General features: G+C 74.6%; 12 protein-coding genes. 8 read left to right on the top strand and 4 right to left on the bottom strand.

Annotated features, from left to right (window positions below):
- The first annotated feature begins 132 nt into the window (after nt 1-132).
- Both HA039_RS02605 and HA039_RS02600 read left to right on the top strand, forming a co-directional pair.
- A complete protein-coding gene (locus HA039_RS02605; RefSeq protein WP_167023117.1) occupies nt 133-414 on the top strand; it encodes a hypothetical protein in 282 nt (93 codons plus the stop codon).
- 141 nt (nt 415-555) lie between these two features.
- Entirely contained in the window at nt 556-768 is a 213-nt protein-coding gene (locus HA039_RS02600) for an MbtH family protein (RefSeq protein WP_167023114.1), read from the top strand.
- Nucleotides 769-953: 185 nt separating this feature from the next.
- On the opposite strand, the gene HA039_RS02595 is transcribed toward HA039_RS02600, so the two are convergent.
- Nucleotides 954-1,880, bottom strand: a complete 927-nt coding sequence (locus HA039_RS02595) for an ornithine carbamoyltransferase (protein WP_167023111.1) — start codon at nt 1,878-1,880, stop codon at nt 954-956.
- 107 nt (nt 1,881-1,987) lie between these two features.
- Nucleotides 1,988-3,343: a helix-turn-helix domain-containing protein gene (locus tag HA039_RS02590; protein ID WP_167023108.1), complete on the bottom strand. Its 1,356-nt coding sequence runs from the start codon at nt 3,341-3,343 to the stop codon at nt 1,988-1,990.
- Nucleotides 3,344-3,708: 365 nt separating this feature from the next.
- Between HA039_RS02590 and HA039_RS02585 the strand changes: the two genes are divergently transcribed.
- The gene (locus HA039_RS02585) at nt 3,709-6,630 is read left to right on the top strand and encodes an AfsR/SARP family transcriptional regulator (protein ID WP_341830001.1); all 2,922 of its coding nucleotides are present in this window, start codon (nt 3,709-3,711) and stop codon (nt 6,628-6,630) included.
- A gap of 97 nt (nt 6,631-6,727) precedes the next feature.
- Here HA039_RS02585 and HA039_RS02580 read toward each other — a convergent pair whose 3' ends face one another.
- Complete coding sequence (locus tag HA039_RS02580) at nt 6,728-6,976, bottom strand: hypothetical protein (RefSeq protein WP_167023102.1); 249 nt, start codon at nt 6,974-6,976, stop codon at nt 6,728-6,730.
- A gap of 100 nt (nt 6,977-7,076) precedes the next feature.
- Entirely contained in the window at nt 7,077-7,505 is a 429-nt protein-coding gene (locus HA039_RS02575; protein ID WP_167023099.1) for a hypothetical protein, read from the bottom strand.
- A gap of 336 nt (nt 7,506-7,841) precedes the next feature.
- Here HA039_RS02575 and HA039_RS02570 point away from each other — a divergent pair, with 336 nt between their 5' ends.
- Genes HA039_RS02570 through HA039_RS02550 form a run of 5 tightly spaced genes read left to right on the top strand, consistent with a single transcriptional unit; the run spans nt 7,842 to nt 22,722 of the window.
- The gene (locus HA039_RS02570; RefSeq protein WP_167023096.1) at nt 7,842-9,278 is read left to right on the top strand and encodes an MFS transporter; all 1,437 of its coding nucleotides are present in this window, start codon (nt 7,842-7,844) and stop codon (nt 9,276-9,278) included.
- Nucleotides 9,262-12,816 carry a non-ribosomal peptide synthetase gene (locus HA039_RS02565; protein ID WP_167023093.1) on the top strand — a complete coding sequence of 1,185 codons (3,555 nt, stop codon included), beginning with the start codon at nt 9,262-9,264 and terminating at the stop codon, nt 12,814-12,816. Before HA039_RS02570 ends, HA039_RS02565 begins: the two co-directional genes overlap by 17 nt.
- Nucleotides 12,801-13,853, top strand: coding sequence for a MupA/Atu3671 family FMN-dependent luciferase-like monooxygenase (locus tag HA039_RS02560; protein WP_167023090.1), 1,053 nt, complete (start codon nt 12,801-12,803; stop codon nt 13,851-13,853). Before HA039_RS02565 ends, HA039_RS02560 begins: the two co-directional genes overlap by 16 nt.
- Nucleotides 13,853-18,664 (top strand): non-ribosomal peptide synthetase, encoded by a 4,812-nt coding sequence (locus tag HA039_RS02555; protein WP_167023087.1) that lies wholly within the window; start codon nt 13,853-13,855, stop codon nt 18,662-18,664. Before HA039_RS02560 ends, HA039_RS02555 begins: the two co-directional genes overlap by 1 nt.
- The gene (locus tag HA039_RS02550) at nt 18,661-22,722 is read left to right on the top strand and encodes a non-ribosomal peptide synthetase (protein WP_167023084.1); all 4,062 of its coding nucleotides are present in this window, start codon (nt 18,661-18,663) and stop codon (nt 22,720-22,722) included. Before HA039_RS02555 ends, HA039_RS02550 begins: the two co-directional genes overlap by 4 nt.
- Nucleotides 22,723-22,724: the final 2 nt, after the last annotated feature.

Below are 22,724 nucleotides of genomic sequence, written 5' to 3'. Positions count from 1 at the left end.
GCAGGAAAGGAGCAGTTGGACGACAGGACCGTGCCGGGGCGCTCTCGGGGCGCGAGACTGAACCCACCGCGCCCGCGGAATTCAGGCTCCGGCTCCGTACCCACCGCCGGCGAACGACCGAGGAGTGATGACATGGCAGAGACCGGCCACAGTGTCCTGGTGGCGGACGTACTCGCGGACGTCCTGGAGGAGGTGCGGGAGCGGGTCGACCGGCGCGAGGCGCTGGGCGAGGCCCAGATCGCCGTGCTGGAGGCCGCGCTGAACATCGTCCGCGCCGGTCAGGCCGGGTTCGAGGGCCTGCCCCTGGAGCGCTCCGAGCTGGTGCGCGAGGCGCTCGGCGCGGTCCGCGCGGCGACCGTGGCCACCGGGGTCGCGCTCACCCACGCGCACCAGAGGGCCCGGATGCTCGCCTGACCGGGGCCCGCGTGGTGCCGCCGATCTGCCTGGACTTCTGCCCGGTGACGCGGCGCGCGGCTCCTAGTCTTTGACTCAGCCGGACCACTCAGGCGCACCCCACGACCGAACGCATACCTTCGTCCAACCGAGGTGGAGAACATGGCAACCAATCCGTTCGAGGACCCCAACGGCCGCTATGTGGTGCTGGCCAACGAAGAGGGCCAGTACTCGCTGTGGCCCGCCCGGATCCAGCAGCCCGCCGGCTGGGAGCTGATGAGGGGCGAGGGCAGCAAGGAGGAGTGCGGCGAATTCATCGAGGCGAACTGGACCGATATGCGGCCGCGTTCGGTGGTCGCGGCGATGGGTGGCTGATCCCACCGGTTCCTCCCGTTTCCGAAGGGCGGGTACGAGGCGCGAAATGCCTCGTACCCGCCCTTTCCGCTGCCGCGGTTATTCCCGGTCGGTGCACGCGTCGCCCGGGGCGGGCGTTTGCGGCGGTACGCGCGGCGCCCCCGGCCGGGGACGGCCGGGGGCGCGGGGGCGGGGCGGGCGCGCGGTCAGTCCTGGGCGCCCACCACGCACCACTCCAGGACCGCCGCGGCCGCCGTCATCTTGTGGTGCGCCTGCCGCCAGGCGCGGCTCGCCGGGCCGTCGAGCACCTCGTCGGTGACCTCCTCGCCCCGGACCGCGGGCAGGTCGTGCAGGAAGACGGTCCGCGGGCCGCCGAAGCGCTCCAGGAAGGCGCGGTCGATTTGGAAGCCCTCGAAGTCACGGAGCCAGTCGGGGTTCTCCTTCGTCACGCCCATGGTCTGCCACCGGCTGGTGTACACCGCGTCCACCGGGCCCTCGACCTCGTCGGCCGACACGACCTGGCTCACCAGGGCCCGCCCGCCGCTGAGTTCGGCCACCCGGTCCAGGGTGTCCTTGGGCACCTCGTACCCGCGCGGGCACAGCAGGGTCAGCCGCAGGCCGGGGGTGAGGGCGGCGGCCAGCGCGAGGGCGGCGCCCGAGCTGTTGCCCTCGCCGACGGCCAGCAGGTGCAGACCGTCCAGCGAGCCGAACTCCTCGGTCAGCGTGGCGAGATCGGCGATCGCCTGGGTGGGGTGCTCGTCCAGGGTCAGGGCGTTGACGACCGCCAGGTCCGGGCTGCCGCCGAGCCGGCGGATCTCCTCCATGTCCCCGTTGGTGCGTACGACGAGGGCGTCGAGGTACTGCCCGAGGACCCGGGCGGTGTCCTCCACCGTCTCCCCGGTGCTGAGCTGGAGCTCGTTCGGGCCGAACGTGATCACGTCGGCGCCGAGCCGGGTCGCGCCGCTCCAGAAGGACGTACGGGTACGGGTCGAGGACTTGCGGAAGTAGACGCCGACCTGGCGCCCGGCGAGCGACTTCGTGTGGACGCCGTCACGGCCGAACGCGACGGCCCGCCCGACGAGGTGGCGCAGTTCGGCGGGCGTGAGGTCGGCGAGGGAGATCAGGTTGCGCATGGGGGCGTTGCCTTTCACGAGAAGGGGGGAGGAGGGGACGGGAGGCGGGAGGGGACGGGAGGGGAGCGGAGGCGTACGGACAGGGGGTGGAGCCGGCCCGGCGGCTCCTAGTCGGCGAGCGCGTCGACCAGGGAGCCGCGCTCCCGGTCCCGCTCGGTCGCGAGCGCCGCGCGCACCAGGTGGGGCACGGTGAAGCCCACCGGGCCGCCCGGCGCGGTGGGGAGCTGGCGGATCAGCCCCCGTACCAGCAGGGCGTGGGTGTCGCGGGCGGTCTCGGCGAGGGACGTGCCGTGCGCCCGCGCGGCGTCGTCCACGGTCCACAGGTCGGCGGGCGTGCGGAGCAGCGCCGTCGCGCGCGGGCCCAGGCCGGACACCGCCGCGACGAGACGCTCGCTCAGGGCCGGTCCGGCGGCGGGGTCGGCGGGCGTGACCCCGTCGACCAGGACCAGCGGCACGGTCAGGGCGATGTCGAGGAGTTGCTCGGGGGAGTAGAGCAGCAGCCAGGAGGCCGCCGCCTCCAGCGCCTGCGGAATGCCGTCCAGGGCCCGGCAGATGTGGGCGGCGGTGGTGGTGACGGTGTCCGTGGGGAGGAAGTCGGGCCGCATGTGGCTGACATGCGACAGCATCAGTTCCACGGCCGGCCGGTCCGTCACGAGGGAGTCGCCCGGCAGGGACGAGGCAACCTCGGCGGGGCCGGGCACGGGCAGCGGGGCCAGCGGGAGCAGCCGCCCGCCGGGCAGCTGCACCGGCCGGCAGGTCGTCGTCAGGATCTTCACCCGCTCGCAGACCCGCAGCAGGTTCAGCAGCGGCCTGATCGCGGAGGGTGACGAATCGTAACCGTCGAGTACGATCAGGGTGGGCTTCGCCCCTATGACCGTGGCGAGTTCGTCCAGCTTCTCGCCGTCGCGGACCAACGCCCGCACCCACCCGGTCATGGTCGACAGCGGGCTGTTCGCGGCCGCCCCGGTGGTCTCGGCCGCACCGTCCATGGCGACCCAGAGCACCGGGACCCGGTCCCGGGTGTGGAGCACCGAGGCGGCCTCCTGGGCCAGCCGGGTCTTGCCCACCCCCGGCAGCCCCACCAGGGTCAGCAGCCGCTCGTGTTCCGTGGACAGCCGGGCCGTCAGCGCCTCCAGTTCGGGACGCCGGCCCGCCAGGGGGCGCAGGGGAGCGGGCGGCACGGCGAGGTCTGCTCCGTATATGTCCTGGAATACCCGCCCCGCGGCCTGGGCGTCGACGGCGAGTTCCAGCTCGATGCGCCGCGCGTCGGTGAGGCGCATGGCATTGGCGAGGAGCCGGAGAGTTTCTTTGCGGGGATGTTGCACGCGGCCCAACTCCAGGTCCCGAATGGCCCGTACGCTCACGGTGGAAAGACCCGCCAGCTGTTCCTGGGTGAGCCCCGCCCGCCGGCGCGCATTCTGCAGCAGTACGTCAAGTCCGGGCGCCGTCTGGGAATTCATCATTCTCTCCTTGGTCCCCAAAATCTCGGTAAATGCGATGGCCGGTGGGGCGATCTCCCAGGACTGCCCGAACGCACCGGTCCGGACCGCTGTTTCCCCGGTCTGCTCACGCTCCGTATCCTCCGCGGCGGCGAAGGCCCGCCGTCGGTCAACAGCTTGCAACGCGCCATTCCCGAACTCTTCCCGGAGCAGTACCGCGCTTTTCCTGGTAGGGGCTACGATCGCTTCGCGCTGGGGAGGGTCTGCGTCTGTGCAGAGCTGATGGGGAGGGAGGCCGTATGACAACTGCGGCAGGGGATCGGCTGCGTTTCAACATTCTCGGCCCGATCGAGGGCTGGTCGAACGGGACACGACTTCGACTGGGAGGAGTGATTCAGGAGCGAGTTCTGGCCACTTTGCTCCTGGACCCGGGAAAGGTGCTTCCCGTTTCGCGACTGGTCGAGGCGGCCTGGGACGAGGAGCCGCCGACCACGGCCTCCCACCAAGTGCGCAAGGCCATAGCGGACCTGAGACGGCGGATACCGGGCGGCGCGGAGGTCCTTCTCACCGACGGCCCCGGATATCGCGTCGCCCTCGAACAGTGCGAGATCGACCTGGCCGAATTTGGCCTGCTGACGCGCAAGGCGAAGATCGCCGCCGCCGAGAGCCGCCCGGCCGACGCGGCCGAGATCCTGCGCGGAGCCCTCGCCCTGTGGCGCGGCCCGGTCCTGTCGGGCAGCGGCGGACCGGTCATCCAGGCGGCGTCGACCTCCATCGAGGAACGCCGGCTCACCGCCGCGGAACAGCTCTTCGAGCTCCATCTCGCGCTCGGCGAGGCCGCCGAACTGGTCGTGGACCTCAAGGACCTGGTCCAGCAGCATCCCTTACGGGAGACCCTGCGCGGCCAGTTGATGGTCGCCCTCTACCGCTCCGGACGCCAGGCCGAGGCCCTGGAGGAGTACGGCAAGGTCCGCGAGCTGCTCGTCGAGGAACTCGGCATCGACCCGGGGCCCCACCTGACCAAGCTGTACGAGGGGATCCTGCGCGAGAGCCCCGAACTGGCCGGCCCCGCACCGGCGCCCGCGCCCGCCGCCCCCGTACCGCTGCCGGCGGAACCGCCCAGCACCCTCCCGTACGACCTGTCGGACTTCACGGGACGCGAACGGGAACTGGCGGAGATCCTCGGCAGCGCCGGGGAAGCCGGCGAACAGGGCCCCCGGATCGTCGCCATCGACGGCATGGGCGGCTGCGGCAAGACCTCCCTCGCGGTCCGGGCCGCGCACCGCCTCGCCCCGGACTACCCGGACGGCCAGCTCCACATCGACCTGCGCGGCTACACCCCCGGCGACCAGCCGGTGACCGCCGGCACCGCGCTCGACAGCCTGCTGCGGGCCCTCGGGATCCCCGGCGACCGCATCCCCGACGACGTACCGGCCCGCACCGCCCTGTGGCGCGCGACCCTGGTCGGCCGGCGGCTGCTGATCCTCCTTGACAACGCGGGCGACGCGGCCGGCATCCGCCCGCTGCTGCCCGCCTCCGCGGGCTGCCTCGTCCTCGTCACCAGCCGGGCCCGCCTGGTCGACCTGGACGGCGCGCGGTGGATCTCCATCGGCGTGATGCCGCCCGAGGAGAGCGCCACGCTGGTCGCCGAGACCCTCGGCGCCCAGCGGGTCGCCGCCGAACCGGAGGCCGCCGCCGAACTCGCCCGCCTCTGCGGCCACCTCCCCCTCGCCCTGCGCATCGCCACCGCCCGGCTGCGCAACCGCCCCCGCTGGACCCTCCAGTACCTCGCGGAACGCCTGCGCGACGAGACCCGAAGACTCGACGAGCTCAGCTCGGGCGCCCGCAGCGTTTCCGCCACCCTCCGGCTGTCCTACCAGGCCCTGGACGACGAGTGCCGCACCGCGTTCCGGACGCTGGCCCTCCACCCGGGCGGCGACATGGACGTCCACGCGGCCGGCGCGCTGCTCGGCTCGGGCACCCGCGAGGCGGAGGACCTGCTTGAGATGCTGCTCGACGTCCATCTCGTGCAGCAGCCCGAGATCGGCCTCTACACCTTCCACGATTTGGTCCGCAGCTTCGCGCAGAGCCAGCTCGGCGAGTCGGCGGAGGGTGAGGACGCCGTCGCGGTGGAACGTTTGCTCTGCTACTACCTGACCGCCACCGAGGTGGCGTGCGACCTCCTCTACTCCGGGCGGCGCCACCGCCCCACCGGCCTGCTCCCCAGTACGGCGGAACTGCCCGACCTGAGCACCGCCGACCGTGCCCAGGAGTGGTTCCTGCGCGAGCAGACGGCGCTTCTCGCCGCCGTCACGCTCGCCGAACGCAGGGGCCACGACCGGTACGTCGTGTGCCTCGCCCGCAACCTCGTCTTCCAGCTCAACGCGCGTGGACACCTGGAGGAGTTCGGCGAACTGGGCCGCGTCGCGGTCGCCGCCGCCGAGCGGTTGCAGGACCTGGCGCTGCTCGGGGTGAGCCTGTCCAACCTGGGCGTCGCCTGCTGGAAACTGGGCCGCTTCGCCGAGGGGCTCGACGCGGCCCGGGAGAGCCGGGACGTCGCGATCCGCCTCGGCGACCGGCACACCCAGGCGCACAGCGAGAGCATCCTCGGCCAGTTCAACAGCCTCCTCGGCAACTTCGCCGAGGCGCTCGGCCACATGGAGACCGCGATCGCCCACGAACGCTCGCTGGGCATCCCGCGCGCGGAGGCCGAGAGCCTCACCATCCTCAGCACGCTCTACGAACAGTGGGGCCGGTACGAGGAGGCACGGGACGCCGCCCAGCGGTCGGCGGAGCTGAGCCTCCAGCTCGGACAGCACGAGGGGCTGCCGGGTGCCCTCACCGATCTCGCCCTGGCCCACCTCGGCCTCGGTGAGTACGCGGAGGCGGACCGCTGCCTGACCGAGGCCCGCGCGCTGTACGGGGACACCGGGAACCAGGTGAACCTGGCGCTGACCCTGGCGCTGTCCGCCGACGTGGAGGACCGGCTCGGCAAGCCGCCCCGCACGCCGGACCACGCGGAGGGCGCACTTCAGTTGATGCGGACGAACTCCTCGCCGCTGCGGCTCGCGAAGGTGGAGAACACGGTGGGCCGGCTGCGGCTGCGCCAGGGGGACGCGGCGGCGGCGCTGGCCCTGCACCAGCACGCTTTCGACCTCTCGGCGGCGATCAGCTACCGCATCGAGGAGGCCTACGCGTTAGTGGGCATGGCCGACGCCCTGGGGGACACGGCGGAGGCCGCCGCGCACCGGGCGGCGGCCGAGAAGCTCTTCGCCGGGATGGGGGTCCCGGAGGACCGCCGCCGTACCTGACACGTACCCGTACGACACCGAGCCCCGTACCGGAACTCCGGTACGGGGCTCAGCTGTTCGGGTCGAGCGGGTGGTGCGGGTGGGGCGGGGGAGTGGTTCAGAGAGCGGCGGACGTGGGGCCCTTGTCGTCGAAGGTACGGACGATCACGGTCGGGCCCTTGTCGTCGGCGAGCACCGCGGTCGGACCCTTGTCGTCCGCCGGGACGATGGTCGGGCCCTTGTCGTCGGCGACAACCTGCTGGGTGCTCTGCGGGCCCTGCGAGTGCGCCGCCTGGGTCACCGTACCGAAGCCGAAGGCCAGCGTCGCCGCGATGATCCCGAAGAGTCCAGCAAGCTTACGTCCCATGGTCCGCCCCTAAGATGTGGTGTTTCCGGTGGTTCGCGGTGTTCCGCTTCCCGACACCACTGATGTTGCTGGCGGGCGTTCCCTGACCGTTCCCGCCCCGTTACCGGCCCGGGGAACGGCTACGGGAACGGTCCAACACCAGGTGGTGCGGCCCCAGTTGGCAGGCCGCCACCCGGGGTCCTCCCGGGGTCAGGACCACATGCGTACGGGCCGGGCCCGCCTCGTGGCCGGCGAGGTCGAGCAGCGACCGCACGAGCGACCGGAGCACCGCGCGGTCCGTCTCGCCCAATGCCCCGGCCCCGGCGTCCTGGCCGGGCGGCAGCGCCACGATCGCGGCGACGGTGTGCATGCCGTTCTCGGTCTCGGTCTCCACACTGAACTGGGGCCCGTCCAGGGACTCCTGCGCGGCGTACGGCTCGGGACGGCCGCCCGACGCCACGCGCTCGGCCCACCGCTCCACGGTGGTCAGGTCCTGGAGGGCGTGGCGCAGATCCGCCCCGTCGGGCGAATGGTCCCTGGGGTTCTTCACGGGAGTACTCCTTCTGTGCAGACAACTACGTGACGACCCTGGCCGGTCCGGGTCCCGATGGCCTCCCGATCCGTTCCCGCCCGCTTCCCGTTCCGGTGTTCGCGAAGGGAACGCGGAGGTAATCCCCCGACGCATGCTGACCCCGTTCGATTCAGGCCGGGATCCGTGGTGATCCGCGTGGACAGCGACAACCCTGGGGGATTGAGGCGTGGCGATCAAACCGTTCGAAGGCCGCGGTACGAGGTACCCGGCCCCCGTGGACAGGGGGCCCGGATCGTGAGGGCCGCCCGGAAAACAGCGGACATTCCCGGTGCTCTCGCCGGGATGGGGCCGCTCATGCTCGTCTGGTCCGGTCAGGCGGTGTCCCTGGTGGGCAGCGCCGCGGTCCGGTTCGCCTTCATCGTCGAGGTGTGGTCGAGCGGCGAACGGGCGACGGCCGTCACCGTCCTCTCCCTGTGCGCGATGCTCCCCCAGGCGGTGTTCAGCCCGATTGCGGGTGCGATCGTCGACCGGATGCCGAAGCGGACCGCGCTCCAACTGGCGGACGCCGGCGGCCTGGTCGTCGTCGGCTCCCTCGCTCTTCTCCACTACCTCGGGGCCCTCCAGTCCTGGCAGATATATCCGGCCACCGTACTGCTCGGGGTGTGCGCCGCGTTCCAGTTCCCGGCCCTGTCCTCGGCGGTTCCCCTCCTCGTCCGCAAGGACCAGCTCGGCCGCGCCAACGGCCTGCTGGCCGGCGCCAAGAGCGCGGCCGGCATCGGCGGCCCCGCCCTGGGCGGCCTCCTCGTCGCGCTCTTCGGGATCGGCCCCACGCTCCTGGTGGACGTGGCGAGTTACGCCTTCGCGCTCGTCGGGATCCGCCTCGTGCGGCTCAAGGGCGACGTGGTCGTCCAGGACGCCGGCGGCGCGCCGAGGCGGCGGATCACGGCCGACGCCGTCGAGGGGCTGCGCTACCTGTTCCGCGTACCGAGCCTGCGCGACCTGATCGTCAACTTCTGCCTGGTCAACCTGGTCATGGTCTTCGGCTTCGCCCTCATCTCGCCGATGGTGCTGCTGCGCGCCGACACCGGCGCGCTCGCCGCCGTGAACAGCGCGATCGGGGTCGGCGGAGTGGCCGGCGCGCTCCTGATGGCCGCCTGGGGCGGCCCCAGGAACCGCGGCCGGGGCATGATGCTCGGCGTGGTCGGCATGTGCCTGTCCGGCCTGGTCGCGATGGGTCTGGCCGGCGGAGTGGCCGGCTGGTGCGTGGCGATCCTGATCGGCGCCCTGCTCATGACGACGGTCAACGCGTCGATGCAGGCGATCGTGCAGACCAAGGTCCCCCACGCGTGGCAGGGCCGGGTCTTCGGCGCGGTCATGTTCCTGTCGCAGATCTCCGTCCCCGTGGCCATGGCGGTCTCGGGGCCCCTCGCGGACCACGTCTTCGAACCGGCCGCCGCCGACGGCTCCGGCATCTTCACCGTCCTCGGCCCGCTCGTCGGCGACGGGCCCGGCAGTGGCATGGCGGCCATGTTGTTCCTCGCCGGCGTCGGCGGGACCGCGATCGCCCTGTGGGGCCTCGCCAGCCGCTCCATCAGGGACATCGACGACCTGCTGCTCGACCACGACGCGCCCGGAGCCCCGGACGCGCCCGAAGCACCCGAAGCGACCGGAGCGTCCGCGGCGATCGGAGCACCCGGGAACGCCGAGGCGTCCGTGTCGCCCGAGGCGCGCCCCGCGCCCCGCGCGGAGAGCAGCCACCCAGGAGGTGAGCGCGATGAAGTGCACGCATGAACGGTTCGAGGAACAGGCGGTACGGACCCCCGGCGCGACGGCCCTGATCGACGGCGACGAGCGCCTCGGCTACGCCGAACTCGACGCCCGCGCGGACCGGTTCGCCGGCCTGCTCATGGCGAGCGGCGTCCGGCACGGTGACACGGTCGGGGTGTTCCTGGAGCGCTCCGCCGCGCTGGTGGTGACGGTCCTCGGCGTCCTCAAGGCCGGCGCCGGATACGTGATCCTCGACCCCGCCTTCCCCGCGGAGCGGCTGCGCGCGATGGCGGCGGACGCCGGGATCGCCGCGGTGGTGTCGACCCGCGACGCCGACCCCGGCGTGCCCGGCGTCCCCCGCGTGTACGTCGAGGACGCCCCCTCCGCCCGCCCGCTGGCCCGCGGCGCGGTCCCGGTACGCCCCGACGACATCGCCTGCGTGATGTTCACCTCCGGATCGACCGGACGGCCCAAGGGCATCGCCGCCTCGCACCACGCCGTGACGGCCACCCTCACCGGACAGGACTTCGCCTCCTTCGGCCCGGGGTCCGTGTGGCTCCAGTGCGCGCCGCTGTCCTGGGACGCGTTCGCCCTGGAACTGTGGGGCCCCCTCCTGGGCGGCGGGACCTGCGTCCTGCACCCGGGACGCCGTCCCGAACCCTTCGTGATGGCACGGCTCGTCGCCGAGCACGGCGTCACGTCCCTGTACCTCTCGGCGTCCTTCTTCAACGTCATCGTCGACGAGTACCCGCGGGCCCTCGACGGACTGCGCGAACTCGTCGTGGGCGGCGAGGCGCTGTCCGCGCCGCACGCGGCCCGCGCCCTGGAGCGCCACCCCGGCCTGCGGCTGAGCAACGGCTACGGCCCCGTCGAGTGCATGATCTTCCTGACCGTCCACCCCGTGACCCCGGAGGACGTCCGCGACGGCGGACCGGTCCCCATCGGCCGTCCGCTGGCCGGCAAGCGCCTGCACATCCTCGACGAGCACCTCCGGCCGGTGCCGGACGGGGAGACCGGTGAGCTGTACGCCGCCGGGGCGGGCGTCGCCCGCGACTACCGGGGCCGGCCGGCGCTGACCGCCGAACGCTTCGTGGCCGCCCCCTCCGGCGAGCGCCTCTACCGCACCGGCGACCTCGTACGGCGCGGCCCCGACGGGGTCCTCGCCTACCTGGGCCGGGCCGACAGCCAGGTGAAGATCCGGGGCTTCCGGGTCGAGCCGGGCGAGATCGAGAGCGTCCTGGCCCGCCACCCGGACATCGACCGGGCGGCCGTCGTCGCCCACGCGCACCCGGCCGGCGACCGGCAGCTCACCGCGTACGTCGTCCCGCGCGGCGGACGACGGCGGGCGCCCTCCGCCGACGAGCTGCGCGCCTACGCCCGTACCGTCCTGGCCGAGTACCTCGTACCGGCCGCGTTCGTCCCGCTGGACGCGCTGCCGCTGACCCCCAGCGGGAAGCTGGACCGGGCCGCCCTCCCGGAGCCGGGCCGCACGACGGCCGCCCCGGGAGGCGAGGAAGCGGGCGGGACGGTGGCCGCCCTGCGTGACCTCTTCGCCCAGGTCCTGCGTACCGGCCCGGTCGGCCCGGACGACAACTTCTTCTCCCTGGGCGGGCATTCCCTCCTCGCCGCCCGGCTGCTCGGCCGGATCCACGCCACCCTCGGCGCCGAGCTGGACCTCCGTACCCTCTTCGGGTCACCCACCCCCGCCCTGCTCGCGCCCTACGTCGACACGGCGCCCCGGACCCTCCCCGCGACGCCCACCGCCGCCCGCGCACCGGGCTCCGCCGCGCTCCCGGTGTCCCCCGCCCAGCACCGCCTGTGGTTCCTGGACCGGATCGGCGCGGGCGCCGCGTACAACCTGCCGATGCTCGTCCGCCTGCGGGGCGACGTCGACCCGGACGCGCTGAGCGACGCCCTCGCGGACGTCGCCGGCCGGCACGAGGTGCTCCGTACCGTCTTCGACGAGGCGGACGGCTCGCCCGTACGGGACGTACGGACCGGCACGGAGGCGCGGCCGCCCTTCCAGCACGTCCGGCTGCCCGCCGCCGACCTGGCCGGGGAGATCGGGCGCGAGGCCGCCCACCGCTTCGACCTGCGCACCGAACTCCCGCTGCGCGCCACCCTGTTCACCAGCCGGGAGCGCCCCGACGAGCACGCGCTGCTGGTGCTCGTCCACCACATCGCCGGGGACGGCTGGTCGCTGCGCCCGCTGTTCCGTGACCTGTCCCGCGCCTACCGCGCGCGGGCCGGGGGCGGCCAGGACACGTCCGTACTGCCCCCGCTCCCCGTCCCGTACGCGGAACACGCCCGCCACCAGCTCGATCGGCTCGGCTCGCCCGCCGACCCGCACGCGCTCGCCGCCCGGCAACTCACCTACTGGCGGAAGGAGTTGGACGGCCTGCCCACCGAAGGGCCGTTGCTGCCCCGCCGTTCAGGCCGCCCCGCCGTCCCCGGCCCCGCCGCCCGGGTGGTGGTACGCCGCCTCGGCGCGGCCGCCCACGCCCGGCTGGTCGACGCCGCCCGCGCACAGGGCGCCACCCTCTTCATGGCCCTGCACGCCGCGCTCGCCACCGTGCTGGTACGGGCCGGGGCCCACGAGGACACCGCGATCGGCGCCCCGGTCGCGGGCCGGTCCGGCGACGGCAGCGTCGAGGACGTCGTCGGGTTCTTCGTCAACATGCTGGTCCTGCGCACCGACCTGTCCGGCGACCCCACCGCCGGGGAGCTGCTCGCCCGGGTCAGGGAGACCGACCTCTCCGCCTTCGCCCACCAGGACGTGCCGTTCGAGGACGTGGTCGGCGCCCTCAACCCACCCCGCACACCCGGCCGCCAGCCGTTCACCGACGTGGTCCTCGCCCTCCAGAACAACGCGCGCGCCGAGGTCACCCTGCCCGGCGCCGACCAGGGCGTCGAGGTCGTCCGTACCGGCGCCGCCCGCTTCGAACTCCTCGTGGACGTCACCGACTCCACCGGCCCCGACGGCTCACCGGACGGACTGACACTCACCTTCGAGTACCGCGAGGACACCCTCGACGCCGGCTTCGTCGACTGGCTCGCCGACACCCTCCCGTACGCCCTGGAAGCGGCGGCCGCCGCCCCCGCCACCCCGCTCTCCCGCCTCGGCCTCACCCCACCGCCCCGGCGCGCCGGCGTCGGTGACACCGTCGCCGCACCCGCCAGGACCCCGGAGGGCGGGTCCCGCCCCCTGACGGACCTGGAGCGGCGGACCGCCGCCGTGTGGTGCGACGTCCTCGGCGTGCCGGCGGCCGGACCGCACGACAACTTCTTCGCGCTCGGCGGCAATTCGCTGCGCGCGGTCCGCGTCGCCGCCCGCCTCAGCACCGAGGAACGCCCCGTGACCGCGGCCCAGCTCTTCGCCGCGCCCACCGTCGCCGCCCTCGCCGCCGAGCTGGCGCGCCCGGCCGCCCAGGCCGCACCCGCGGCGGCCCCCATCACGCGCCGCCCCCGGGTGCCGCGACAGCACACCACCCCGGCACGACAGCACCAGACCCCCGGCCGGCCCGGCACCCCCCAGGAGGAGTGGCAGTGGACCTCAGTGTGATGTTCTTCGGTGCGGACAGCACCACCGCCGGGGAGACCCGGCACGCCGAGACGTACGAGGACATCCTCACCGTGGCCAGGACCGCGGACCGGCTCGGGTTCCACGCCGTCTGGACCCCCGAACGCCACTTCCAGCAGGTGGGACAGGTGTTCCCCAGCCCGCCGGTGCTCAGCGCGGCCCTCGCCGTCGCCACCGAGCGGATCGCGATCCGCGCCGGCAGCGTCGTCCTGCCCCTCCACCACCCGCTGAAGGTCGCCGAGGACTGGGCCGTCGTCGACAACCTCTCCCACGGCAGGGCCGGCCTGTCCGTCGCCACCGGCTGGCACTCCAAGGACTTCACCCTCGCGCCCGAGCGGTACGAGGACCGCAGGCGCGCCACCCTGGAGACCATCCCCCGGCTGCGCGCCCTGTGGGCGGGCGAACCCGCCGAGTACGCGGACGGGACGGGCACCCCGGTCTCCGTCGTGCCCCAGCCCCGGCCCGTTCAGGAGACCCTGCCGCTGTGGGTCACCACCTCCGGCAACCCGGAGACCTGGGAGGCCGCCGGACGGCTGCGCGCCGGAGTGCTCGGCGCGACCGTCGGACAGACCCGGGACGAACTCGCCGACCGCATCGCCCGCTACCGCGCCGCCTGCGCCGGGGCCCCCGACCAGCGGGGCACCGACGCGCACGGCCGGGTCACCCTGATGGCTCACACCTACGTCGGCACCGACGACGCGGAGGTACGCCGCCAGGCCGGCGCGCCCCTCAGGGCCTACCTCGCCTCGTACGTCCGCCAGACCGCCGCCAACCGGTCCGCGGACGCCGCGACCGCCCGGCTCACCGACGAACAGGCCGCGATGCTCGCCGAGTTCGCGTTCGAGCGCTACCTGAGCTGGGGCAGTCTCCTCGGCTCGCCCGGCCACTGCGCCAAGATGCTCGCCGATCTGGCCGAGCTGGGCGTCGACGAGGTCGCCTGCTTCATCGACTTCGGCATCGGACGGGACGACGTACTGGCCGGACTGCACCGGCTGGCCGAACTGAAAGAGACCTTGTGATGAGTGCCCCCACCGTCCTCCGCGCCGCCCCCGCCGCGGCGTCCCCCTCCATGGCCGACCGGTTCGGCGCCCTCGGCAGGGAGCAGCGGGTCCGCCTGATGCGCCGCCTCCTGGAAGCCGGCCGCGCCCGCGAGATACCCGCCGTCATCCCCTCGCGCGACCCCGGCAGGCCGGTGCCCCTCAGCCCCGCCCAGCACGACCTGTGGGTGTACGACTCGCTCTATCCCGGCACCCCCGCCCTCAACCTGTGCTCCGCCTACCACTTCGACAGCCCCGCCGACCCGGAGCACCTGGCGGCGGCGCTGACACTGATCCAGCGTCACCACGACGTCCTGCGCACCCGCATCAGGACGGACGAAGAAGGCGGGCTGCGGGTCGAGTTCCCCGACGACGGCCCCTTCGACCTGGAGCGCGAGGACCTCCGCGGCACCGGTACGACCATCGACGCGGCCTTCGAGGCCTTCCGCGCCCGCCCCTTCGACCTGGCCCGGGACAAGCTGATCCGGGCCCGGTTCGTCCGGGTCGACGAGCGGCGCTCCACCCTGATGCTCAGCCTGCACCACACCATCAGCGACTGGTGGTCGTTCGACGTCCTCCAGAACGAGTTCGCCCAGGCGTACGGGGCCCTGCGCGACGGCAAGGAGCCGCCGCTGACGCGGCCCGCCGTCCAGTACGCCGACTTCTCCTCCTGGCAGGACGAGTTGGCGGAGTCCGGGGTCTTCGGGGCCCGCCTCGACTTCTGGCGCCGCTACCTCGCGGACCCGCCCGGGCCCCTCACCGTGCCCGGCGGCGGCGGGACCCCCGTCACCGAGGGGGACGGCATCGCCCAGGTCCCCTTCCACATCGACGCGCCGACCGCCGCCGCCGTACGCGCCCTGGCCCGCGAGCGCGGGGCCTCCGTCTACGTCGTCCTCATGGCGGCCTTCGCCGTCCTCGCGCACCGGGTCAGCGGCGCCGACGACCTGGTCCTCGGCACGCCCATCGCCAACCGCGCCGCCAAGGGCCTCGACCAGGTCATCGGGTACGTCATGAACGCCGTCCCGACCCGCTGGCGGGTGCGGCCCGACCGCTCCTTCGCCGACGTCCTCGCCGGATTCGCCGTCGACTTCCCCGAGTTGATGGCCAACGCGGACGTACCGGTCGGCCGGATCGTGTCGGCCGCCGCCCCCGAGCGCAGCGCGGGCCGGGCCCCGCTCTACCAGTGGGTCTTCATGCACCTGACGCAGCAGCCCAGCGTCTCCGTCATGAAGGAGTTCGCGGAGCCCGAGCGCATCCACACCGGCGGCGAGCACGACCTCGTCGGCGTCGTGAAGGACTGCGACGACGGCATGGAGGGCAGCTTCGGGCTGCGCACCGACGTCTTCGCCCCCGAGACCGTGGCCCACTGGACCGAGTGCTACGTCGAACTCCTCCGCCGTATCACCGCCGACCCCACCGCGCTCGTCGGCGACATCGACCTCGTGCCCGCCGCCCGGCGCGTACGGCTCCTCGCCGACTCGGCGGGACCCGCCGCGCCCGCCCCCGCCTCGCTCCCCGAACTGGTGGCCCGGCAGGCCGCCCGCACCCCCGGCGCCCCCGCCCTCGACACCGCGGACGGGACCCTCAGCTACGCCCAACTCGCCGACCGGGTCGACCGGTTGGCCGCCAGGATGGCACGGTACGGAGCCGGCCCCGGCCGGATCGTCGCCCTCGCCCTCGACCGCGGCACCGACTGGCCCGTCGCCGCCCTCGCCGCCCAGCGGGCCGGCGCCGCCTACCTGCCCGTCGACCCGGCGCACCCCGCCGAGCGCCTGCGCCGCCTCCTCGCCGAGGCCGCGCCCGCCCTCCTGGTCACCGCACCCGGCGCCGCACCCCCCGCCGGGACGGACCTCCCGACCCTGGTCCTCGACCCGGACGCCTGGGCGGACGCACCACTGCCGCCCGGCCGGCCCGACCCCGCCGGCGCCGCCCACGTCATCCACACCTCCGGCTCCACCGGCACCCCCAAGGGCGTCGTCGTCACCCACGCCGGGGTGGCCGCCCTCGCCCAGGGCCTGGTGGCGGGCGCGGCGCTCGGCGCCGACAGCCGGGTGCTCCAGCTCGGCCCGCCGTCCTTCGACATCTCCGTCGGCGAGATGTGCCTCGCCTTCGGCTCCGGCGGCACCCTCGTCCTGCCGCCCCGCGGCCCCCTCGTCGGCGACGCCCTCGGGGACGTCCTGACCGCACGCCGTGTCTCCTGCGCCTTCGTCCCGCCGTCGGTGCTCGCGACCGTGCCCCTCGCCCCCCACCCGGAGCTGCGCACCCTCCTCGTCGGCGCGGAGGCCTGCCCGCCGGACCTGGTCGCCCGCTGGGCCACCGGGGGCCGCCGCCTCCTCAACGCGTACGGGCCCACCGAGACCACCGTCGTCTCCACCCTCTCCGCCCCCCTCGCCGCCGACGGCACCACCCCGCCCATCGGCACCCCGCTGCCGGGCACCGGCGCCTACGTCCTCGACGCGCGGCTGCGCCCGGTGCCCGCCGGGGTGGGCGGCGAGCTGTACCTCGCGGGGCCCGCCCTCGCCCGCGGCTACCTGGGGCGCGCCGCGCTCACCGCCGAGCGGTTCGTCGCCGACCCCTACGGGCCGCCCGGCAGCCGCATGTACCGCACCGGCGACCTCGCCCACCGCGACCACACCGGCACCACCCACTACCTCGGGCGCGGCGACGAGCAGGTCAAGCTGCGCGGACTGCGCATCGAGCCGGGCGAGATCGCCGCCGCGCTCACCGAACACCCCACCGTCGACCGGGCGGTGGCCGTCGTACGGGACAGCCGCGCCGGCGCCGCGCAACTCGTCGCGTACGTCGTCCCCGCCCCCGGGCGGGAGATCGACCCGGACGCGCTGCTGCTCCACGCCGCCGGGCGCCTGCCCGCGGCCCTGGTCCCCGCCGCCGTGGTGGCGCTCGGCGCCCTGCCCCTGCTGTCGAGCGGCAAGCTCGACCGGGCGGCGCTGCCCGCGCCCGAGCAGCGTGCCGACGACACCGTGCGGACGCCCGGATCGGCCCGCGAGGAGATCCTCTGCGGCCTGTTCGCCGGCCTCCTCGGCCTCGAACAGGCGGGCCCGGACGACGACTTCTTCCGGCTCGGCGGCGACAGCATCATGGCCATCCAGCTCGCGGTACGGGCCAGGGCGGCCGGTCTGGTGCTCTCCCCCCACGACGTGTTCACCGTCCGCACCCCCGCCCGGCTCGCCGTGCTCGCCCGCACCCCCGACGACGGCCTCCCCGTGGAGGAGGACACCGGGTACGGCCGCCTGCCGCTCACCCCCGTGATGCGCTGGTGGCGCGAACAGGGCCCGGACACCTCGGCGTTCACCCAGTCCATGGTCTTCCCGGCGGCCGCGGGCACCGACGTCGGCACGCTCGCGGCGGCCGTCACCGCACTGGCCGCGCGCCACGCCGCGCTGCGGATGCGCCTGGTGCGCCACGACGACGCCGACTGGGAGCTGGAGGTGCCCGCCGAGGCGGCCCCGGGCAACGCCCGCACCCTCCGGACGGCCGTCCCCCCGGACGCCGATCTCCTGAAGCGGGCGCGGAAGTTGGCGGTTACCACCGCCCTGCGCCCCGAGGACGGCGAGATGCTGCGGGCCGTGTGGCTCGACGCGGGCCCCGGCCGCCCCGGCGCCCTGCTCGTCACCGTCCACCACCTGGCCGTCGACGGACTGTCCTGGCGGGTCATCGGCCAGGAACTCGCCCCGGCGCTCGGCCACCCCGGCGCGGCCGGCGACCCGGCGCCCGCGCGGACCGCGTCGTTCACCCGCTGGTCCCGGCTGCTGTCCCAGGAGGCGGACCGGCGCATCGGCGAACTGCCCTGGTGGGAAAGACAACTGACGGACGACACGGCCCGGATCGCCGACGGCCGGGGGACCGGCGGGCACCGGCGGACCCTCACCGTCGAACTGGGCCCCGACCTCACCAGGAGCGCCCTCGTCACCCTGCCGGGCGTCTTCAACTGCCGCCCGGACGCGGTGATGCTGACCGCGCTCACGGCGGCGGCCGTCCAGCGGCGCGGGAGCGGATCCGCCCTGCTGGTCCACCTGGAGGGCCACGGCCGCGAAGTGATCTCCGCTCCGGTGGACGTGTCCGGCACCGTCGGCTGGTTCACCACGCAGTACCCGGTCCGGCTCGACCTCGGCGCCGCCGCCGTACGGTCCGGCGGCCGGCCGGGGGAGGCGCTCAAAAACGTCAAGGAGCAACTGCGGGGTGTGCCCGCGGGCGGCCTCGGCTGGGGACTCCTGCGCTACCTCCACCCCACGGCGGGGCCGGCACTCGCCGCGCTCACCGTCCCCGACGTCCGCTTCAACTACCTGGGCCGGTTCGCCGAGTCCGACGCGGCGGGCGGGCGGCTGCTCGACGTCGGCCCCGACGCCGTACCGCTCGGCCACGCGCTGGAGGTGGACGTGCTGTCCCGCGAGGAGAACGGCGCCCTCCTGCTGGAGGCGACCTTCTCCTACGCGGCCGAGGTGTTCACCGAGGACGAGGTACGGGCGCTGGCGGCCGCCTGGTCCGAGGCGCTCGGCGTCCTCGCGGACCGGTGCGGGCCGGGCGGCGGGGCGGTCCACAGCCCGTCGGACTTCCCGCTGGTCGACCTCACCGGGGACCAGCTCGACCTCCTCGGCGAGGAGCTCGACGTGGACGGCGCCGGCGACTTCGACGACTTCGGCACCTTCGACGGCCCCGACCACTTCGACGGCCCCGACCACTTCGACGGATCCGGCGACTTCGGACACGCCGACGACCCCGGCACCGGCATCCACGGCACCGTAACCCCCGCCTACGAAGGAGAACGGCGATGAACGCGCGCATCGCGGACGTACTACCGCTCTCCCCGGTCCAGGAAGGACTGCTCTTCCACGCCGCCCGCGACACCGGCGGCCCCGACCCCTACCTGGTGCAGGCCCGCTTCCTCATCGGCCCGGCCGTCACCGCCGACGCGCTGCGGGCGGGAGTGGCCGCCCTCCTCGACCGCCACCCCAACCTGCGCGCCTGCTTCCGGCACGAGCGCCTCGACCGGCCCGTCCAGGTCGTCCCGAAGGCCGTCCGGCTGCCCTGGACCGAGGTCGACCTGACCGGCCTGGGCCTGGACGACGTCACCGCGCGAACCGAGGAGGCGCTGCGCGAGGACGCGGCACTCCGCTTCGACCTGGCCCGCCCGCCCCTGGTCCGCGCCACGTTCCTGCGGCACGACACCGGCGCCGAACTGATCGTGTCCTTCCACCACATCCTGCTCGACGGCTGGTCCCTGCCGATCCTCGAACGGGACCTCGCGGCCCTCGTCGCGGGCCGCCCGCTGCCGCCCCCCGTGCCCTACCGCGACTACCTGGTGTGGCTGGGCGGACAGGACCAGCGACGGGCCGACGCCGCCTGGGCCGAGTCGCTCCACGGCCTGGAGCGGCCCGCGCTGCTTGCCCCGGACGGTCCCGACACCGCGCCCGACCGGACCCGCATCCGGCTGTCCACCGCGCTCACCGGCACCCTCACCGCACGGGCCGCCGAGGAGGGCGTCACCCTCAACACCCTGGTCCAGGTCGCCTGGGCTCTGGTGCTGGCCCGGCTCACCGGCTCCCGCGACCTGGTCTTCGGCGCCGTCGTCTCCGGACGCCCGCACGACCTGCCGGGCGTCGAGTCCATGGTGGGCCTGTTCATCAACACCCTGCCGGTACGGGTGCGGCTGCGCGACGGCGAGAGCGCCGGCGAACTGCTCCGCCGCGTCCAGGACGAGCAGTCCCGGCTGCTGGCCCACCACCACGCCCGCGTCGCCGAGGTGCAGCGGGCCGCGGGGGCGGGAGAACTCTTCGACTCGATCCTCGCCTTCGAGAACTTCCCGCAGAGCCCGGCGAGCCAGGACGGCCCCGACTCCGTGCGCCTGGTGGACGTGGGGGACGCCACCCACTACCCCGTCACCCTCGCCGTCGTCGCCGAGGACCGGCTGCTGCTGTCCGTGAGCTGCCGCCGGGGCATCTCCGCCACCGGGGTCACCCGGAGTGTCGTGCGCGTCCTGGAACAACTCGCCGCGGATCCGGGGCGGTCGGCCGAGGACATCGACGCCCTCCCGGAGGCCGAGCACGACCGGCTGCTCGCGCTCGCCGCGGGCCCGTCCCGTACCGTCGCCGGACCCACCACCCTGACCGGCGGGTTCGCCGCGCAGGCGGCCCGTACCCCGGACGCGCCCGCCGTCGACGCGGACGGCGAGATCCTCAGCTACGCGCGGCTCGACGCCGCGTCGGACCGGCTGGCGGGACGGCTCGTCCGGGCGGGCGTGGCACCGGGCGACACGGTGGCCCTGCTGCTGCCCCGCTCGGCGGCCGTGGTCGTCGCGCAGCTCGCGGTCCTCAAGGCGGGGGCCTGCTGGCTGCCGCTCGACCCGGGCCAGCCGCCGGAGCGGCTCGCCCGCCTGGTGCAGGCGGCGGAGCCGGTCCTCGCCCTCACCCCGCGCGCCTCCTCGGTCCGGCTGCCCGCGGACCTCGCGGTGCTGGACATCGAGGAGGACGGTTCCGTGCCCAGGGACTTCGCGGGGCCCCCGGCCCACCCGGAGTCCGCCGCCTGCGTGATCTACACCTCCGGCTCCACCGGGGAGCCCAAGGGCGTGGTCGTCCCGCAGCGCGCGATCACCGAACTGGCCGCCGACGGCCGCTTCGCGGGCGGCGCGCACCGGCGGGTGCTGTTCCACAACCCGTACACGTTCGACGCCTCCACCTACGAGGTGTGGGTCCCGCTCCTCAACGGCGGGACGGTGGTGGTCGCGCCCGCCGAGGCCGTCACTCCCGACCTGCTCAAGCGGGTGGTGCCCGACCGGCGCGTCACCGCGCTGATGCTGACGCCCGAACTGCTGCGTACCGTCGCGGAGATCGCGCCGGACGCGCTCGCGGGGCTCAGCGAGGTCTGGGCGGGCGGGGACGTCCTCGCGGCCGACACCGTGCGGCGCGTCCAGGAGCACTGCCCGGGGGCCGTGGTGGTCAACGGCTACGGCCCCACCGAGACAACGGTGTTCGCCACCGCACACACCGCCCACCCCACTCACCCCACTCACACCGCGTACCTCACTCACACCGCGCACACCGCGCACGCCCCCCGCCCCACCGCCGACCCCGTTCACACCGACACCCCTGCCGACCCCGGCACCGTCCCCATCGGCCGCCCCCTCGACAACACCCGCGCCCACGTCCTCGACGCCGCGCTCCGCCCGATGCCCGCCGGCGCCACCGGCGAGCTGTACCTCGCCGGTACCGGGCTCGCCCACGGCTACCTCGGCCGCCCCGCCGCCACCGCCGAGCGGTTCGTCGCCGATCCGTACGGGCCGCCCGGCAGCCGCATGTACCGCACCGGCGACCTCGCCCGCCGCACGGCCGGCGGAGTCCTGGAGTTCGCCGGCCGCGCCGACGACCAGGTGAAGGTACGGGGCTTCCGCGTCGAACCCGCCGAGGTGGAGGTCGCGTTGGCCGGCTGCCCCGGCGTGGCACGGGCCGTGGTCGGCGCCCGGTGCGACGCCGCCGGCGGCAAACTCCTCGCCGCCTGGCTGCTGTTGGACGAGGCCGGCCCGGAGAGCGCCGAGGCCGACACCCGCGACGACCGGTGGAACCGTACCCTCGCCCGGGCCCGCGAGCACGCCGCCCGGCACCTGCCCGCCCACCTCGTCCCGTCCCTCTGGGCGCGCGTCGACCACATCCCGCTCACCCGCCACCACAAGGTCGACCGCGCCGCCCTGCCCGCCCCGGGACCCACCGGCGGCCGGGTGACGGAACGGGCCCCGCGCACCGCACGCGAGAGGGAGCTGTGCGCCCTGTTCGGTACGGTGCTCGGCCTCCCCGCCGTCGGCCCCGACACCGACTTCTTCACGGCCGGCGGCCACTCGCTGACCGCGCTGCGCCTGAGGTCGAAGATCGAGACGGTCCTCGACGTACGCATCCCGGTCTCGGTCCTGTTCGACGCGCCGACCCCGGCCGCCCTCGCCGCCCGCCTCGACGCACCGCCCGCCGCGGCCGGCCGCGCCCCGAGGATCCCGCTGCGCTCCGCCCGGCGGCGCACCGGGCCGGCCGCCGGATCCGACGACCCGTCGGGGAACAGCCTGGAGCCGGTGCTCACCCTCCGCGCGGGAGGCGACCGCGTCCCGCTCTTCTGCGTGCACCCGGGGCTCGGCCTCGGCTGGTCGTTCGCCAACCTGCTCCCGTACCTGGACCCGGCCCGGCCGGTGCACACCCTCCAGAGCCCCGCCCTGCTGACCGGGGTGGACCGGCTCCCGCCCTCCATGGGCGCGATGGCCGACCTGTACGTGGCACGCCTGCGCGCGGTCCGGCCGCACGGGCCGTACCTGCTCCTCGGCCGGTCCTTCGGCGGCGCGCTCGCCCACGAGATGGCGGTCCGGCTGCGCCGGGCGGGGGAGGAGGTCGGGATGCTCGCCGTGGTGGACGCCATGCCGATGCCGGACACCATCCTCGGCACCCCGCTGGACCCGGTGGCCGTCGAGGACGAACTGCTGCACATCCTGCTCCAGAGCCACGCCCCCGACCTGCCCGTGCCACCGGGACCGCTGGACCGCGCCCGGGTGTTCGCCACCGTCCGCCGCGGCGGCCTCGACGCCCTGACCGACCCCCTGCTGCACACCCTCGTCGACGCGGGCACCCACCACACCCGGCTCGTCAGGAACTGGAGCCCCACCCCCTACGAGGGACGCGTGACGCTCTTCTCCGCCACCCGCGACACCTGGCCCACCCCGGCCGAGAAGAAGGCGGCCTGGCACCGCGTGTCCGCCGCGCTCGACGTGCACGACCTGGACTGCGGCCACGGCCACGTCCTGACCCCGGGCCCGGCGGCCGAGATCGCCGCGGTCCTCGAAACCGCCCTCCGAGGGGACTGAAC

It is taken from the genome of Streptomyces liangshanensis, from assembly GCF_011694815.1.
GTDB classification, from domain to species: Bacteria; Actinomycetota; Actinomycetes; order Streptomycetales; family Streptomycetaceae; genus Streptomyces; species Streptomyces liangshanensis.
This window is presented reverse-complemented; position numbering and strand designations above follow the sequence as displayed.

What these genes read in the sequence shown, in the direction of transcription:
- HA039_RS02605 (WP_167023117.1), top strand. Translation starts at nt 133, where the DNA reads ATGGCAGAGACCGGCCACAGTGTCCTGGTGGCGGACGTACTCGCGGAC.
- HA039_RS02595 (WP_167023111.1), bottom strand. Translation starts at nt 1,880, where the DNA reads ATGCGCAACCTGATCTCCCTCGCCGACCTCACGCCCGCCGAACTGCGC.
- HA039_RS02580 (WP_167023102.1), bottom strand. Translation starts at nt 6,976, where the DNA reads ATGGGACGTAAGCTTGCTGGACTCTTCGGGATCATCGCGGCGACGCTG.
- HA039_RS02570 (WP_167023096.1), top strand. Translation starts at nt 7,842, where the DNA reads ATGCTCGTCTGGTCCGGTCAGGCGGTGTCCCTGGTGGGCAGCGCCGCG.
- HA039_RS02550 (WP_167023084.1), top strand. Translation starts at nt 18,661, where the DNA reads ATGAACGCGCGCATCGCGGACGTACTACCGCTCTCCCCGGTCCAGGAA.
- HA039_RS02590 (WP_167023108.1), bottom strand. Translation starts at nt 3,343, where the DNA reads ATGATGAATTCCCAGACGGCGCCCGGACTTGACGTACTGCTGCAGAAT.
- HA039_RS02565 (WP_167023093.1), top strand. Translation starts at nt 9,262, where the DNA reads ATGAAGTGCACGCATGAACGGTTCGAGGAACAGGCGGTACGGACCCCC.
- HA039_RS02555 (WP_167023087.1), top strand. Translation starts at nt 13,853, where the DNA reads ATGAGTGCCCCCACCGTCCTCCGCGCCGCCCCCGCCGCGGCGTCCCCC.
- HA039_RS02600 (WP_167023114.1), top strand. Translation starts at nt 556, where the DNA reads ATGGCAACCAATCCGTTCGAGGACCCCAACGGCCGCTATGTGGTGCTG.